At 33.9% G+C, this 13,631-nt stretch carries 18 protein-coding genes; 7 read left to right on the forward strand and 11 right to left on the reverse strand.

Annotated elements, in window-relative coordinates:
* Positions 1-118: 118 nt before the first annotated feature.
* The gene (locus tag ACQ0RB_RS12180; protein ID WP_430498743.1) at positions 119-2,302 is read left to right on the forward strand and encodes a TonB-dependent receptor; all 2,184 of its coding nucleotides are present in this window, start codon (positions 119-121) and stop codon (positions 2,300-2,302) included.
* On the opposite strand, the gene ACQ0RB_RS12185 is transcribed toward ACQ0RB_RS12180, so the two are convergent.
* Entirely contained in the window at positions 2,299-2,724 is a 426-nt protein-coding gene (locus tag ACQ0RB_RS12185; protein WP_129759544.1) for a hypothetical protein, read from the reverse strand. The genes ACQ0RB_RS12180 and ACQ0RB_RS12185 overlap by 4 nt on opposite strands.
* 171 nt (positions 2,725-2,895) lie before the next feature.
* Here ACQ0RB_RS12185 and greA point away from each other — a divergent pair, with 171 nt between their 5' ends.
* Both greA and ACQ0RB_RS12195 read left to right on the forward strand, forming a co-directional pair.
* Positions 2,896-3,369 carry a transcription elongation factor GreA gene (gene greA, locus ACQ0RB_RS12190; RefSeq protein ID WP_129759543.1) on the forward strand — a complete coding sequence of 158 codons (474 nt, stop codon included), beginning with the start codon at positions 2,896-2,898 and terminating at the stop codon, positions 3,367-3,369.
* 99 nt (positions 3,370-3,468) lie between these two features.
* Entirely contained in the window at positions 3,469-3,858 is a 390-nt protein-coding gene (locus ACQ0RB_RS12195) for an HIT family protein (RefSeq protein WP_430498746.1), read from the forward strand.
* A gap of 1 nt (position 3,859) precedes the next feature.
* Here ACQ0RB_RS12195 and ACQ0RB_RS12200 read toward each other — a convergent pair whose 3' ends face one another.
* Both ACQ0RB_RS12200 and ACQ0RB_RS12205 read right to left on the reverse strand, forming a co-directional pair.
* Positions 3,860-4,210, reverse strand: coding sequence for a hypothetical protein (locus ACQ0RB_RS12200; protein ID WP_430498748.1), 351 nt, complete (start codon positions 4,208-4,210; stop codon positions 3,860-3,862).
* A gap of 12 nt (positions 4,211-4,222) precedes the next feature.
* Positions 4,223-5,377 carry a sensor histidine kinase gene (locus ACQ0RB_RS12205; RefSeq protein ID WP_134198492.1) on the reverse strand — a complete coding sequence of 385 codons (1,155 nt, stop codon included), beginning with the start codon at positions 5,375-5,377 and terminating at the stop codon, positions 4,223-4,225.
* Positions 5,378-5,499: 122 nt separating this feature from the next.
* On the opposite strand from ACQ0RB_RS12205, the gene ACQ0RB_RS12210 reads away from it, so the two are divergent.
* The 3 genes from ACQ0RB_RS12210 to aat all read left to right on the forward strand — a co-directional run bounded on the left by ACQ0RB_RS12210 (position 5,500) and on the right by aat (position 7,649).
* Positions 5,500-6,369 (forward strand): flavin reductase family protein, encoded by an 870-nt coding sequence (locus ACQ0RB_RS12210; protein ID WP_129759539.1) that lies wholly within the window; start codon positions 5,500-5,502, stop codon positions 6,367-6,369.
* A gap of 16 nt (positions 6,370-6,385) precedes the next feature.
* Positions 6,386-6,760 (forward strand): DUF3127 domain-containing protein, encoded by a 375-nt coding sequence (locus ACQ0RB_RS12215; protein WP_129759538.1) that lies wholly within the window; start codon positions 6,386-6,388, stop codon positions 6,758-6,760.
* A gap of 265 nt (positions 6,761-7,025) precedes the next feature.
* On the forward strand, positions 7,026-7,649 hold the full coding sequence (gene aat, locus ACQ0RB_RS12220; RefSeq protein ID WP_430498751.1) for a leucyl/phenylalanyl-tRNA--protein transferase: 624 nt from the start codon (positions 7,026-7,028) through the stop codon (positions 7,647-7,649).
* An 11-nt stretch (positions 7,650-7,660) separates the two neighbouring features.
* Here the strand turns inward: aat and ACQ0RB_RS12225 are convergent, their stop codons facing one another.
* Positions 7,661-8,227, reverse strand: coding sequence for a DNA-3-methyladenine glycosylase I (locus ACQ0RB_RS12225; RefSeq protein ID WP_430498753.1), 567 nt, complete (start codon positions 8,225-8,227; stop codon positions 7,661-7,663).
* 103 nt (positions 8,228-8,330) lie between these two features.
* On the opposite strand from ACQ0RB_RS12225, the gene ACQ0RB_RS12230 reads away from it, so the two are divergent.
* Positions 8,331-8,915: a thioredoxin family protein gene (locus ACQ0RB_RS12230; protein ID WP_430498754.1), complete on the forward strand. Its 585-nt coding sequence runs from the start codon at positions 8,331-8,333 to the stop codon at positions 8,913-8,915.
* A gap of 102 nt (positions 8,916-9,017) precedes the next feature.
* Here ACQ0RB_RS12230 and ACQ0RB_RS12235 read toward each other — a convergent pair whose 3' ends face one another.
* The 7 genes from ACQ0RB_RS12235 to ACQ0RB_RS12265 all read right to left on the reverse strand — a co-directional run bounded on the left by ACQ0RB_RS12235 (position 9,018) and on the right by ACQ0RB_RS12265 (position 13,594).
* The gene (locus tag ACQ0RB_RS12235) at positions 9,018-9,758 is read right to left on the reverse strand and encodes an energy transducer TonB family protein (RefSeq protein WP_430498756.1); all 741 of its coding nucleotides are present in this window, start codon (positions 9,756-9,758) and stop codon (positions 9,018-9,020) included.
* Between the two features lie 49 nt (positions 9,759-9,807).
* Complete coding sequence (locus ACQ0RB_RS12240) at positions 9,808-10,347, reverse strand: hypothetical protein (protein WP_430498758.1); 540 nt, start codon at positions 10,345-10,347, stop codon at positions 9,808-9,810.
* A gap of 37 nt (positions 10,348-10,384) precedes the next feature.
* Positions 10,385-11,077, reverse strand: coding sequence for a tRNA pseudouridine(55) synthase TruB (gene truB / locus ACQ0RB_RS12245; protein ID WP_430498760.1), 693 nt, complete (start codon positions 11,075-11,077; stop codon positions 10,385-10,387).
* Complete coding sequence (locus tag ACQ0RB_RS12250) at positions 11,077-11,877, reverse strand: undecaprenyl-diphosphate phosphatase (protein ID WP_430498762.1); 801 nt, start codon at positions 11,875-11,877, stop codon at positions 11,077-11,079. Before ACQ0RB_RS12250 ends, truB begins: the two co-directional genes overlap by 1 nt.
* A gap of 139 nt (positions 11,878-12,016) precedes the next feature.
* Positions 12,017-12,283 (reverse strand): DUF3098 domain-containing protein, encoded by a 267-nt coding sequence (locus ACQ0RB_RS12255; RefSeq protein ID WP_129759530.1) that lies wholly within the window; start codon positions 12,281-12,283, stop codon positions 12,017-12,019.
* A 34-nt stretch (positions 12,284-12,317) separates the two neighbouring features.
* Positions 12,318-12,653 (reverse strand): hypothetical protein, encoded by a 336-nt coding sequence (locus tag ACQ0RB_RS12260; RefSeq protein ID WP_430498764.1) that lies wholly within the window; start codon positions 12,651-12,653, stop codon positions 12,318-12,320.
* Between the two features lie 62 nt (positions 12,654-12,715).
* Positions 12,716-13,594 (reverse strand): cell division protein FtsX, encoded by an 879-nt coding sequence (locus ACQ0RB_RS12265; RefSeq protein ID WP_129759528.1) that lies wholly within the window; start codon positions 13,592-13,594, stop codon positions 12,716-12,718.
* Positions 13,595-13,631 lie beyond the last annotated feature (37 nt).

A 13,631-nucleotide genomic window follows, 5' to 3' on the forward strand; every position in this document is an offset into this window, starting at 1 on the left:
TTTAGGGACTGTGAATACTTAATGCTGTATCCGGAACAACCTAAAGTATTCTATTTTATAATAATTTATTAACCAAAGAATAATTACCTCTTTTTATTCGATTATAAACATAATCGTAATGAAAAATTTATTCGCATTTTTAGCATTATTTGTGCTATCTGTCAGTGCATTTTCACAAGAAAAACAAAAAGATTCTACCAAAGTAGAAAAGCTAGACGAAGTTCTAGTAAAAGCAGTTCGTGTTGAGGCAACATCACCAATTACTCACACAAACGTAAAAAAAGAAGACCTTAAAAAACGCAATTTAGGTCAAGACATTCCTGTACTTTTAAATTATTTACCGTCAGTTGTTACTACAACCGATGCTGGAGCAGGAGTTGGTTATACAGGAATTAGAGTTCGTGGTATTAGTTCGCAATCTACTAACGTAACTATTAACGGAATTCCCTATAATGATGCAGAGTCATTAGGAACATTTTGGGTGAATTTAGGGGATTTTGCGTCTTCTGTTGAAAACTTACAATTGCAACGTGGAGTAGGAACATCTACTAATGGTTCAGGAGCTTTTGGAGCTAGTATTAATGTGCTTACCGATGCGATTTCTGAAAAGCCTTATGGCGAAATTTCAAACTCATTTGGTAGTTATAATACTAGAAAACACACCTTAAAGTTTAGTACAGGTAAGTTAAATGACCATATTGAAATTGCAGGTCGTTTGTCTCAAATAAAATCTGATGGATATATAGACAGAGCAACTTCTGATTTAAAATCCTATTTTCTACAAGCAGCTTATGTTGATGCTAATACTTTAATTAAAGCTATTACTTTTTCTGGTAAAGAAATTACCTATCAATCTTGGAATGGATTGGAAGATTTAGAAAAACTAGAAAATGATCGTACCTTCAATACAGCAGGTATGTATACTGACGAAGATGGCAACACACGCTTCTACGATAACGAGGTTGATAATTACCAGCAAGATCACTATCAGCTACACTGGAACCAACGTTACAATAACAATTGGTCAACTAACTTAGGGCTTAACTATACCTATGGTCATGGTTATTTTGAGCAGTATAAAGAAGACGAAAGCTTTTCAGATTATGACTTAGAAGAAATCACTATTGGTGGTGAAACTATCAATGAAACAGATTTGATTAGACGTAGATGGTTAGATAACGATTTTTATGTAGTTAATGCCAACGTTAATTATAAAGACGATGCTATAAATGTTATTTCTGGGTTATCTTATAGTAATTATGATGGCGATCATTTTGGAGAAATAATTTGGGCTCAATATGCTAGCAATAGTGAAATAAGAGATCATTATTATGACGGAAATGGTAAGAAAAATGATTTTAGTGTATTTGCAAAAGCAACCTACAGATTGAATGATAAAGTTAGTTTATATGGTGATTTACAATTGCGAAATGTAGGTTATAAAACAACAGGAGAGACATCAGATAGAGTGCCATTTAATATTGATGAAAACTACAGTTTTTTTAATCCTAAAGCAGGCATCACGTATAAGTTAAACACAGCAAGTAACCTGTATTTCTCATATGCAAGAGCTAACAGAGAACCAAAGCGAGATGATTTTGAAAACAATCCTGATGTAAAACCAGAACAGTTAAACGATTTTGAATTAGGTTGGAGATACAGTAAAGAAACCTTTAGACTTAATATCAATGGTTACTATATGCAGTATAACGAGCAATTGGTTTTAACAGGAACTATTGATGATGTTGGTAGTCCTGTAAGAGCCAATAGTGGAGAAAGCTATAGACTAGGTATAGAAGTTGATGCAGCTTTAGCCATAACGCCTAAGTTTTCAGTGCAACCTAATTTTACCATTAGTTCTAATAAAAACAAAGAAACTGTTGCCTCAATTGATGGCGAGCTAGTAAATCTTGGTAAAACCAATATTTCATTTTCACCAGAGTTTATTGCAGCTAATGCTTTTGTATTTCAACCAACACCACAATTTCAAATGTCTTTTTTAAGCAAGTATGTTGGTGAGCAGTTTATGGGAAATACTGATGCTGAGGCTTCAAAACTCGATAGCTATTTTGTTAACGATTTCAATATCATGTATGAAATTAAAACCAATTCTATTTTCAAATCTATAGTGCTAACAGGATTGGTAAACAATGTGTTTGGTGAAAAATATGAGTCTAACGGATATTATTATACCTACGATGATACTTGGTCTAATCCAGGACAAGTTGAAACAATTGAAGGTGCAGGCTTTTATCCGCAGGCAACTACTAACTTTTTAGTAGGAGCAACCTTAAGATTTTAATTAGTAATACTATAGGTGTTACTTCCAGTTGGAGTAACTCTGTATTCTTTAAGACCACAAGGTAATGCTTCGTTAAGAGGCTGACCAATAAATAGGCTATATTCATTTTCATCACCACAACCACACTTAGCATTTGCACCATCAATAGTCATAATTGAGCAACTGCTAGCTGTGTGGCTAGGGTCTGCAGCATCCCATGCTCTCAGTCCTGAGCCAACATTGGTCACAATAATGCCTCCATTACCTTGGTTGGGAATATATACAGAGTTACTCGTAAACTGTAATTGACTGTATTGTGGTAGGTTAAGGTTAATACTTGCGTTAACCCCTAAATTTTGTAAAAAATTGCAGTTGTTGTTATCGTCACTTTTACTGCACGATACCAATAAAGCAAAGGTAAGTAGTGTTAAAAAATTCTTCATAGCATGAATTTATAAGCCTGCAATTTAAACAAAATAAATAGTGAAATAAATATTTTGTATATTTGTGTCATAATCTCGTGTGAGCGAGATTTTTTGCGTTAGTCCCGAGCATAAGCATCGGGATATTTTGAATAAAGTCGCAAAGCTAATTATAAAGTAAACGATGAAGTTATGAGTAAAGTATCTTATTATACTGCTGAGGGATTAAAAAAATTAAGAGAAGAGTTAAACCAACTTAAAGATATAGAACGTCCTAAAGCGTCACAAGCAATTGCCGAAGCTAGAGATAAAGGCGATTTGAGTGAAAATGCTGAATACGATGCAGCTAAAGAAGCTCAAGGTATGCTAGAGATGAAAATTTCTAAGTTAGAAGAAACTTTGGCTAACGCAAGACTTATTGATGAGTCGCAATTAGACACTTCAAAAGTATTGGTATTGTCTAAAGTGAAAATTAAAAACCAAACCAACGGTATGGAAATGACTTATACTTTGGTTGCTGATGGTGAAGCTAATTTAGCACAAGGAAAAATTTCAGTTAACTCTCCAATAGGTAAAGGGTTGTTAGGAAAATCTGTAGGAGATGTTGCCGATATACAAGTGCCTAATGGTATAATGAAATTTGATATTTTAGAGATAAGCCGATAAGCTTCCACGACATAATAATATGCTAAAAGATTCCACATACGTTGGAATCTTTTTATATTTACAAATAGTGCAATAACTAAGTAACCTAAAACCTAAAAAATGGCATCCATATTCACAAAAATTGTAAATGGTGAAATACCTTGTTATAAAGTAGCCGAAACTAAAGATTATTTGGCGTTTTTGGATGTTAACCCTAATGCAGTAGGACACACGCTTTGTATTCCAAAAATTGAAGTAGATAAATTATTTGATCTTGACGAAGCGACCTATATAGGTTTAATGGAGTTTTCTAGAAGCGTTGCTATTGCGCTAGAAAAAGCAGTGCCTTGTAAACGTGTAGGTGTTTCGGTTATTGGGCTAGAAGTTCCTCATGTACATGTACATCTTATTCCATTAAACTCAATGGAAGATGCTCGTTTTATTTCAAAAGTTGCCATGGATAAAGAAGCGTTTGAAGCTACAGCAAAACGTATTACTTCGTTTATGTAAACTACCCAAAAACTCCCATAGCAAATAGGACAACTCCTGCTATGATAAGCAAATCTAAAACAATAAGTACCCAAGCTAAGGTTTTTAGCTTTAAAGATTTTGGTTTAGGCTTAGCAGCGCGTTTTTGGTAAGCAACTACTCGTTCAATTTCATCAGTCCAACGTACAGGGAAAATATCAGTATTGCAGGTAGAGCATGACATTGACTGTGTGGTTTCTTCGGTAATGGCTTTGTAAAAAGCGTTTTCAACAAACTGTTGCTTAAAGGTGAGTTGCAATCCATTGTTGGAGTAGCATTCAGGACAATTGTTGTTAAGTTTAACTTCTTTTAGTGTAAAAAACTTTTTAGCCATACTTCAAATGTACTAAACTAATTTTAAACTGATTAACATTGTGGTGCCTTTACCAATTTCGGACTGTAAGACTTTTATTTTGCCTTTGTGGTAATCTTCAATAATACGCTTGGATAACGAAAGTCCTAATCCCCAGCCACGCTTTTTACTGGTAAAACCAGGTTCAAAAATTTTATTGAATTGGTGTTTTGGAATTCCTTTTCCTGAGTCGCTAATAGTTACTTTTACATATTTACCATCTTCAACTATTGCTATTTTAAGCTCGCCTTTACCTTTCATGGCATCAATAGCATTTTTTACAAGGTTTTCGATAGTCCAACTGTAAAGTTGAGCGTTGAGGTTTACAAAAATATTAGCATCGGGAGTAGTGATTTCAAAATCTATAAGTTTGGAAGAACGCGCTTTTAAATAATCGTAAGAGTCTAGTGTTTCCTGTACAATATCAGTTTTTTTAAGTGTTGGTACAGAGCCAATTTTACTAAAGCGTTCAGTAATGGTTTGAAGCCTATTGACGTCTTTTTCAATTTCTTTTATATAATCTGGATTTACGTTTTCAGAACGTAAAATTTCAGTCCAACCAACTAATGAAGACAATGGTGTCCCAATTTGGTGTGCTGTTTCTTTTGCCATTCCTGTCCAGAGTTTATTTTGTTCAGCATTTTTAGCACTTCGGTAAAAAAAGTAGGCCACAGCTATAAACAGGAAAATAATAAGCAACAATGCCATTGGGTAATACTTCAACTTATTCAATAGAGGAGAGTTACCATAGTATAAAGTAGAAAAAATCTTGTCTTTATATTTTATTTCAATAGGTTGGTTTTCTTTTTTAAACTGTTCAATTAACTTTTTAGCATATTCAGGATCTTGAATTTTCTCTTCATCAATATTATTACTACTGGTTACATTTCCTTTTGCATCCAATAAAATCATTGGAGTAGAGGAGTTGCTTCTTAAAATCTCTAAAGGTAATTCACCTATGTCACCATCAAGGTCTGTGGTTTTGGTAACTTCTTTTTGAGCAAACGACCAATTTTGCATTTTTATTCGCTCTTCTTGTTTAAAATTTTGAAAGAAAATATAGGTATTCCAAAGTATTAACGAGATAATAATAAAAGAAACTATAATAATGGTCCAGCGTAGAATGTTCTTGTTTGCGGTAAGTGTCATTATAAAATGTTTACAATAATTAAATATAATGCAAATCTGTTAATAATATTGTACATCAACTACTTCAAATCATTTTTATAACAGTACTAATATGGTTACATTTGTGCAAAATCAATGGTGTAATGATATCTTTTGAGCCAAAAGACCTTTCAACAGGAAAACTTCATAGTTATTTATTAAGTGCTGTAGCGCCTAGACCTATTGCATTTGCAAGTACTATAGACAAAGACGGTAACCCAAACTTGTCACCTTTTAGTTTCTTTAATGTGTTTAGTGCTAATCCGCCAATTATGATATTTTCTCCTGCACGACGTGTAAGAGATAATACAGTAAAACACACTTTAGAAAATGTTGAAGCTATAAAAGAAGTGGTCATTAATGTGGTGAATTATGATATGGTACATCAAGCATCATTAAGTAGTACCGAATACGCTAAAGGTATTAACGAGTTTGATAAAGCTGGTTTAACCATGTTAGCATCTGATGTGGTAAAACCCTTTAGAGTAGCCGAATCGCCTATTCAATTTGAGTGTAAGGTAAACGATGTTATTAAACTAGGAACCGAAGGAGGAGCAGGTAATTTGGTAATATGTGAGGTAGTTAAATTCCATATTACAGAAGAAGTACTGGACGACAACCAAGTTATAGACCAAGAAAAACTAGACTTAGTTGCTAGAGCAGGTGGAAGCTATTATAACAGAGCTAAAAAAGGATTTTTTGAAATTCCTAAACCACTCTCAACACTAGGTATAGGTGTCGATGCAATGCCTGAAGAAGTTAAAAACAGTATGGTGTTGACAGGAAATGATTTGGGTATGTTGGGTAATGTAGAAGAGTTACCTAACCAAAAGGAGATTGATGCGTTTATAACCACTGTAAGCGAGCATTATCCAAATATTAAAAACATGTCTCACCACCAAAAGCATAGTATAGCGCGAAACTATTTAAGTTATGGCGATGTAAGTAGTGCGTGGAAGTTATTATTATCATAAGTAAATTAAATATTAGATGGAAATACAAGGAAAAGTAAAAATGATTGGAGAAACCCAAACTTTTGGAAGTAATGGGTTTAGAAAAAGAGAAATTGTTGTAACTACTGAGGAACAATATCCTCAGCATATAATGGTAGAATTTATTCAAGATAAAACCGATTTGTTAAATAACTATCAAGTAGGTCAACCAGTAAAAATAAGCATCAATTTAAGAGGAAGAGAATGGGTTAACCCACAAGGTGAAACCAAGTATTTCAATTCTATACAAGGATGGAGAATTGAAAACTTACAACAAGAAGCCTCTAGTGATATGCCACCAGTACCACCAGCAGAAGCGTTTGAGCCTGCTGGCGATTTAAATGAAGATGACCATGACGATTTGCCATTTTAATTGGCAACCAAAATAAGTGTTAATGAAAATCCCAATGTAAACCCATTGGGATTTTTTATTTTTAATGCATAAAAAAAGCCCTGAATTACTTCAGGACTTTATAATGTGGTTTTAGGTTTGACCTTTACAAACAAACTCAAAAAAAAGCAATGATGAACAAAATTTAATTAGTAAAGGTCTACTCAAATATGGCTAAAAATGTTTGTTTTTCAAAGTGTTAAGCCATTTTTAACAGTAAAAAATCAACGAAAACGTTTTAGTAATAATGCACATTTTAAATAAAGACATAGCGTTTCCTGAAATAAATTCTGCATCACCTGAAGGCGTTTTAGCCATTGGAGGCGATTTGTCTGTTGAACGCTTATTGTTGGCCTATAAATCTGGGATATTCCCTTGGTTTAGCGAAGACGAACCTATTATTTGGTGGTCTCCAGACCCAAGATTTGTACTCTTTCCTGAAAAGCTTAAAGTTTCAAAAAGTATGAAACAAGTATTACGAAACACTAGCTTTGTTATAACCGTAAACCAAGCATTTACACAAGTAATTACAGAGTGTGCTAAGGCAAAACGCGACGGACAAGATGGAACTTGGATTACCCAAACAATGATTGAAGCTTATACTAAATTACATCAATTAGGTTATGCCAAATCTGTTGAGGTCTGGTTGCACAATGAGTTGGTTGGTGGTTTGTATGGTGTAGATGTTGGTAATGGTGTGTTTTGTGGCGAAAGTATGTTTGCCAAAGTAAGTAATGCGAGTAAAGCAGGTTTTATAACCTTTATACAAAACACCAATTACAAGCTTATAGATTGCCAAGTCTATACCAATCATTTAGAGCGTTTAGGTGCAGAAGACATGGATAGAGAAGTGTTTTTAGGGTTTTTGTGAAAATCTTTCAACTAAACCTCATCATATCTAAAACAACCCACTTCATGGTCGTTTACCATACCTGTGGCTTGCATATGCGCATAAATAACGGTTGAGCCCACAAACTTAAAGCCTCGCTTTTTCAAATCTTTGCTAATGGCATCACTTAACGCAGTAGTTGCAGGAGCATCCTTGTAGTTTTTAAGCGTGTTTTTTATAGGTTTACCATCAACAAATCCCCAAATATATTTTGAAAAACTTCCAAACTCTTGCTGCACGTTCATAAACGCTTTGGCATTGGTAACGGTTGCGTTTACCTTTAGCTTGTTACGTATAATACCAGCATCTTGTAGTAAATTATCAATCTTAGCTTGTTTGTAGTTAGCAATGGTTTTATAGTCAAAATTATCAAAGGCTTTTCTAAAGTTTTCGCGTTTGCGTAAAACGGTTATCCAACTCAATCCTGCCTGAAAGGTTTCTAATATTAAAAACTCAAAAAGTGTGTCGTCGTCGTAAACAGGAACTCCCCATTCTTGGTCGTGATAAGCTTCGTAAAGGTCGTCTCCAACACACCAACCGCATCTGTGTTTTGATTGCATAACTTAGTTGTAAGTTTTTTATTATAAATTAGACTTATTCATGACATTAGTCATAAAACAAGAGCGTACAAGATACTATTTTTGCTTTATCAAACATACAATTATGAACCCAAATATAGATACAAAACTATCATACAGTCAATACAGAGAGTTGGTTTCTGAATTGGTTGAAAACAAATCAACAACTGGTAACGATGCTTCTGAAGCATTGGTGAATTACACAATGCTCAACGACCGAAGAATGAAACGTTGGGACAAGACCGTAAAAATTTCAGATGAAGACCAAGCACGTATAAAATCTTTTAAAGGAAATGTTACTTGGGTAGTACTTACCGAGAGTTGGTGTGGTGATGCAGCACATGTAGTGCCTGTGTTAAATAAAATAGCTGAACTTAACGATGGTATTGAACTACAACTAGTTTTTAGAGATGAAAACGAGGAGTTAATGAATCAGTATTTAACCAATGGAGCAAAGTCTATCCCAAAACTGATTATGACTGATAACGTTACGCAAAAAGTGGTGGATACTTATGGACCAAGACCTAGTGAAGCAACTAAATTGGTAAACGATTTTAAAGCAAAACACGGAACACTATCTGCGGAGTTTAAAGAAGACTTACAGCGTTGGTACAATCAAGATAAAGGTAAAACTGTAATTAAAGATGTGTTACAGTTATTAAGAGTCTAATTGAAAACTATAGCTGCCGATTATTTTTAAAAACAATTATAAAAAATAGATAGAAGTGTCAGTTCGAGTATGCCGACAGAAACTGTCGGTATGTATCGAGAACTAGTTTTTTCCTTTAAAGAAAAACGTGATAGAGCCTATTTGCGAATTGTTGGTTGAAGCATCAAAAGTAGCCGATTTTGCATACTCCAAAGCATGTTCGGTTAAACACTCATTTTGTGTTGTAGAAGAATTGTTTATATAAGCATTGGTTACTAAGCCATCAGCATTTACTGTGATGTTTATTACAATTTTACCACTGTCTTCACACAAGTATCTAGGTGTGTTATAATCTAGTAATTCTCTTCCTTTTAGAGAGTAGGTTAAGGTACTTATAGCATTTCCTTTTTGATTTTTTTCACGCTTTTCTGGAGAACGCATTGCAAGTACATCGTTTGCTTTTTTATAACGGTTGAGTTCTTCTTTATTAACGGAATAGCCACTAGAACTGTTGTAGGAAGAAGATGAAGTAACCACATCATTTAGCTCTTGCGAAGCTTCTTCTTCAAGGGCTTTTGTGGTACGATCAAAGTCATTGGCATTCATGGATTTGAAGTTCTTCATCATTTCCTTGAATTCCTCGTCTTCGTTATAAGCTTGATTGGTAGTTTTAAGTCCTTTTTCCAAAGCTTTTAAAGCTTCAAGTTCTTTAAGCTCTTCTTCGGTAGGTGGTTCTATTTCGTAAAAACTTTCAGCAATAAACTCATTTTGTTTAGTAATATGAAAACTAAACATAGCAAACACTATGATTCCCGATAAAAGAACCGTAATTATTAATGCCTTATGTTGTTCAATCCATCCCAATAGTTAAGATTTGAGTGCTTAATATATACGTTAAAATAGGAAAAATAGATTAGAAGAGCATAAATTCTAAAAAAATTGATACACTAGATAGTTTTTCGGTTTGCCTAAAACCGAAGCGTTTTCGGCTAAAATCTAACCCAATCAACCACGAGTTTTTAAAGTTGTCATCAAAGGCTTGATACCCAATTCCTAGTTTGTAAAGCGTACCACTTTCAAAGTTTTTGCCTAAGTCTATCATCTTACCATAACCTCCTCTTAAAAACACTTTGTCATCAAAATCAAACACATTGTATCTAAAACTTAAGTGTACAGGAAAAAAGTTGAGTTCTTGCTTAAAATAACGGTCATATTCTATGTTTAAACCAATACTTGAGCGTTCGTCAAACTGATAACCTAAAGTGTTATTGATAAAAATAGCGTTTGGGTTTATAAAGGTTTCACCATCGTCATTTCCAATGCTATAATCGTCATTGGTGGTTAATGTAACAGCAGCCGAAACTTTATAAAAAAGACCACGTGTTTTAATGGTGTCTTGAGAAAATAAAAGGCTAGTAAAAAGTGCAAAGTAGAGTTGTAAAAATAGCTTCATGGTTTTGTTAGGTTTAAAGCTAGTTTGCTATCAATAATTATTCCGAAGCAAGTTGTTCAATAAACTTTTCGGGAGTAACAGCGTTGTCAACACTAAAATCACCAATTTTTGTACGTCTTAAAACCGAAAGGTGAGCGCCAGAGTTTAAGGCTTTTCCAAAATCGTTAGCCAAAGAACGTATGTAAGTGCCTTTGCTGCAAACTACTCTAAACTCCACAGAATTACCATTGATAGACGTAATTTCAAATTCTGAAATATGTACAGTCCTAGATTTGATTTCAACCGCTTCACCAGCTCTTGCAAATTCATACAAACGCTTACCATCTTTTTTAATAGCCGAAAATACAGGAGGATACTGCTCTATATCACCAATAAATTGTTTGGTGGTTTCGTGTATGAGTGCTTCTGAAATGTGTTCGGTAGGATAGGTTTGATCAATTTCGGTTTCTAAATCATAAGAAGGCGTAGTGCTACCTAAAACAAACGTTCCTGTGTATTCTTTTATCTGACCTTGAAAAATATTGATTTGCTTAGTCATTTTTCCTGTGCAAATCACCAATAGTCCTGTAGCCAAAGGATCTAAAGTTCCAGCATGACCTACTTTTATTTTTTTTATGTTGAATGCTTGCCTAATTTCCCAACGCAGTTTATTAACGGCTTGAAAGGAAGTCCAGTGCAAAGGTTTGTCAATTAATAAAACTTGACCAGAAAGTACATCGTCTTTAGTCATTAGCCTACTTTATAAGAATAGATTACAGCAATAATACCAATAACAATGCAGTATAGCGCAAAGTAAGACAATTTGCTTTTCTTAACTAAAGCAATCATCCATGTGCAAGCAAAAAGCCCAGTGATAAAAGCAGCAATAAAACCTAAACTAAGGCTTGTAAAGTTTGCACTGTCGTAGGTGATGTCACCACTTAAAACGTCTTTTGCTATTTTACCAAAAATTAAAGGGACAACCATCAAAAACGAAAAACGAGCTGCTTTGGTTTTATCGTTTCCTAATAATACTGAAGTCGATATAGTTGCTCCCGAACGCGAAATTCCAGGAAGCATTGCAATAGCTTGAGAAATACCAATTACAAAAGCATTAGCAAAACTCACTTTTTTATTAGTGTCTTTGGCTTTATCGGCAAGAAATAACAGAACAGCAGTAACCATGAGCATAAAACCTACAAGTTTTATATTGCCTTCAAACAGTTGCTCTAATTGTTCTTCAAAAAAGAGCCCAACAATTACTGCAGGAATCATTGATAATGCAATTTTAGACACAAATTGCAAATCCTCGTTCCATTCAAATTTTAAAATACCTTTTAGAATTAAAAGGATGTCTTTTCTAAAGACAACCATTGTACTTAATGCAGTGGCAAAATGAAGTACAACTGTAAATAAAAGACTTTCTTTAGGGACTAGATTGTCGTCATTTAAAATAACTTTCCCTAACTCTAAATGTCCACTAGATGATACAGGTAAAAACTCTGTTAGTCCTTGTATAATACCTAATATAATTGAATCGATAATATCCATGTGCGCAAAAGTACATGAATTTTTTCGTTTGAAAATTTAAAAAACAAATGAAAAAATGTTAAGTATTAACAAAGTAGAAACTAAAGCGAAAAAAAGGAGGCAGTTCTAACAGATGTAAGTTAAAAAATGGAAGCTGAGTTTACTTCTTACTGTTTTCTTTATTTGGGTTCAATAAAATAGCATACACTTCAATAGCAAAACCAATTAAGATAAGTGTTGGTGCTAGTCTAATTCTTCTGAAACTAAAAATACTTGGGTCAAAAACGTTTGGGTCATCGCTACCACCACCAGACATTAAAATAAAACCAATGGCTATAAATGCTAAACCTATTAGCATAAACTTGTAGTTTTTCTTTCCGAAAACAAATTCGGCTTTTGCACTTTCTTTACGTTTTTGTTCTCCCATATTCATTTCCTACCAAAGCAGGAATCTATTTTAATTACTCAAATTCTGTAAAAATAATCTCATCACCTATGGCTAGTTGTGCAATATGTTCTGAGGTACCTAACCAAAGTTTAGGTAAGTGCAAAGTAACGGTTTTATTTAAAACTTTTGCGTTAAGAGTATCTAAATTTAATCCGCGTTCCAAACCTCTGTTAATGTAAAAGAAGTCGGTTTTGTCATCATGAAACACAATATCATGCGATGTGGCTTCAGTAATATTGGTAATTTTAGCAGTAACCACAGTACATTCTTCTGGTTTAGGGTTGTTAATAATGCAAGACCAAAACGTTAGAAAAAGGGCAAGGGCAAAAAAAGGAACTGTTCGTTTCATGAATGAAATCTTGGTTGGTTTCATTAAGAACGTAAAAACCCAAGTGTTTAGTGTGTTGCGACTTAATAGTACAACTGGTCGGTTTTCAAATTCAAGAAACGTTGTGTGGCAATAAATGTACTAATCCAAGTGATAATTATACCAAGTATAAAAATACCAGCAAACAATATTGCTAACAACACAGGGTTTTGAACAAAGCCAAGATCAGGGAATGTTCGGTTAAGGTAATAAAGTACTAAAGCCATACCAATAAGTGCAACAATAGCTCCTATAACACCAAGCTGAACGCTTTTAAATACAAATGGTCTACGAATAAAAGCTTTGGTAGCACCTACCATTTGCATCGTTTTTATGATAAAACGTTTAGAATAAACAGCTAATCGTATAGAACTGTTAATGAGTAAAACTGCAATTACGGTAAATAATGCACTTACAATCAGTACCCAAAACGTTATTTTTTTAACGTTGTCATTCATCAGTTCCACAAGGTCATTGTCATAACGTATGTCTTCAATAAACTGTTTGTTGGCAAGCTCTTCGGTAATACCATCAAGGGTTTCGTTAGTAACATAATCGGCCTTTAAGTAAACCTCAATGTTGTTTTGTAACGGATTGTACCCAACAAAATCCATAAAGTCTTCACCTGTATCTGCTTTCATAAACTCAGCAGCTTCTTCTTTTGAGACATAAACCGTTTTCTTGGTGTATTCAGCCATGGCTAAACTTTTTTGAAGCTGGTTGATTTCAACTTCTTTGGCAGAATCATTCAAGAAAATAGTAACAACAACTTGCTCTTTAAAATGGTCTGCTACTTTTTTAGCATTTAAAACCAAAAGACCTAAACAGCCTAAAAGAAAAAGAACCAAGGCGATGCTGATAACTACAGAAAAGTATGACGAAATTAATTTTCGTTTTTGGTATCTATCAAAAGATGAACTCATAAATATTGTGGGTTAATGGTGTAAAAATAATAAACAA

It is taken from the genome of Gaetbulibacter sp. PBL-D1, assembly GCF_050509525.1.
Lineage (GTDB): Bacteria > Bacteroidota > Bacteroidia > Flavobacteriales > Flavobacteriaceae > Gaetbulibacter_B > Gaetbulibacter_B jejuensis.

Excerpts from the sequence above, each read along its gene's own strand:
- ACQ0RB_RS12265 (WP_129759528.1), bottom strand. The coding sequence starts at position 13,594 with ATGAGTTCATCTTTTGATAGATACCAAAAACGAAAATTAATTTCGTCA.
- ACQ0RB_RS12215 (WP_129759538.1), top strand. The coding sequence starts at position 6,386 with ATGGAAATACAAGGAAAAGTAAAAATGATTGGAGAAACCCAAACTTTT.
- ACQ0RB_RS12255 (WP_129759530.1), bottom strand. The coding sequence starts at position 12,283 with ATGGGAGAACAAAAACGTAAAGAAAGTGCAAAAGCCGAATTTGTTTTC.
- ACQ0RB_RS12185 (WP_129759544.1), bottom strand. The coding sequence starts at position 2,724 with ATGAAGAATTTTTTAACACTACTTACCTTTGCTTTATTGGTATCGTGC.
- ACQ0RB_RS12230 (WP_430498754.1), top strand. The coding sequence starts at position 8,331 with ATGAACCCAAATATAGATACAAAACTATCATACAGTCAATACAGAGAG.
- ACQ0RB_RS12210 (WP_129759539.1), top strand. The coding sequence starts at position 5,500 with ATGATATCTTTTGAGCCAAAAGACCTTTCAACAGGAAAACTTCATAGT.
- ACQ0RB_RS12180 (WP_430498743.1), top strand. The coding sequence starts at position 119 with ATGAAAAATTTATTCGCATTTTTAGCATTATTTGTGCTATCTGTCAGT.
- greA (WP_129759543.1), top strand. The coding sequence starts at position 2,896 with ATGAGTAAAGTATCTTATTATACTGCTGAGGGATTAAAAAAATTAAGA.
- ACQ0RB_RS12240 (WP_430498758.1), bottom strand. The coding sequence starts at position 10,347 with ATGAAGCTATTTTTACAACTCTACTTTGCACTTTTTACTAGCCTTTTA.
- ACQ0RB_RS12195 (WP_430498746.1), top strand. The coding sequence starts at position 3,469 with ATGGCATCCATATTCACAAAAATTGTAAATGGTGAAATACCTTGTTAT.
- truB (WP_430498760.1), bottom strand. The coding sequence starts at position 11,077 with ATGACTAAAGACGATGTACTTTCTGGTCAAGTTTTATTAATTGACAAA.
- ACQ0RB_RS12225 (WP_430498753.1), bottom strand. The coding sequence starts at position 8,227 with ATGCAATCAAAACACAGATGCGGTTGGTGTGTTGGAGACGACCTTTAC.
- aat (WP_430498751.1), top strand. The coding sequence starts at position 7,026 with ATGCACATTTTAAATAAAGACATAGCGTTTCCTGAAATAAATTCTGCA.
- ACQ0RB_RS12260 (WP_430498764.1), bottom strand. The coding sequence starts at position 12,653 with ATGAAACGAACAGTTCCTTTTTTTGCCCTTGCCCTTTTTCTAACGTTT.
- ACQ0RB_RS12250 (WP_430498762.1), bottom strand. The coding sequence starts at position 11,877 with ATGGATATTATCGATTCAATTATATTAGGTATTATACAAGGACTAACA.
- ACQ0RB_RS12200 (WP_430498748.1), bottom strand. The coding sequence starts at position 4,210 with ATGGCTAAAAAGTTTTTTACACTAAAAGAAGTTAAACTTAACAACAAT.
- ACQ0RB_RS12205 (WP_134198492.1), bottom strand. The coding sequence starts at position 5,377 with ATGACACTTACCGCAAACAAGAACATTCTACGCTGGACCATTATTATA.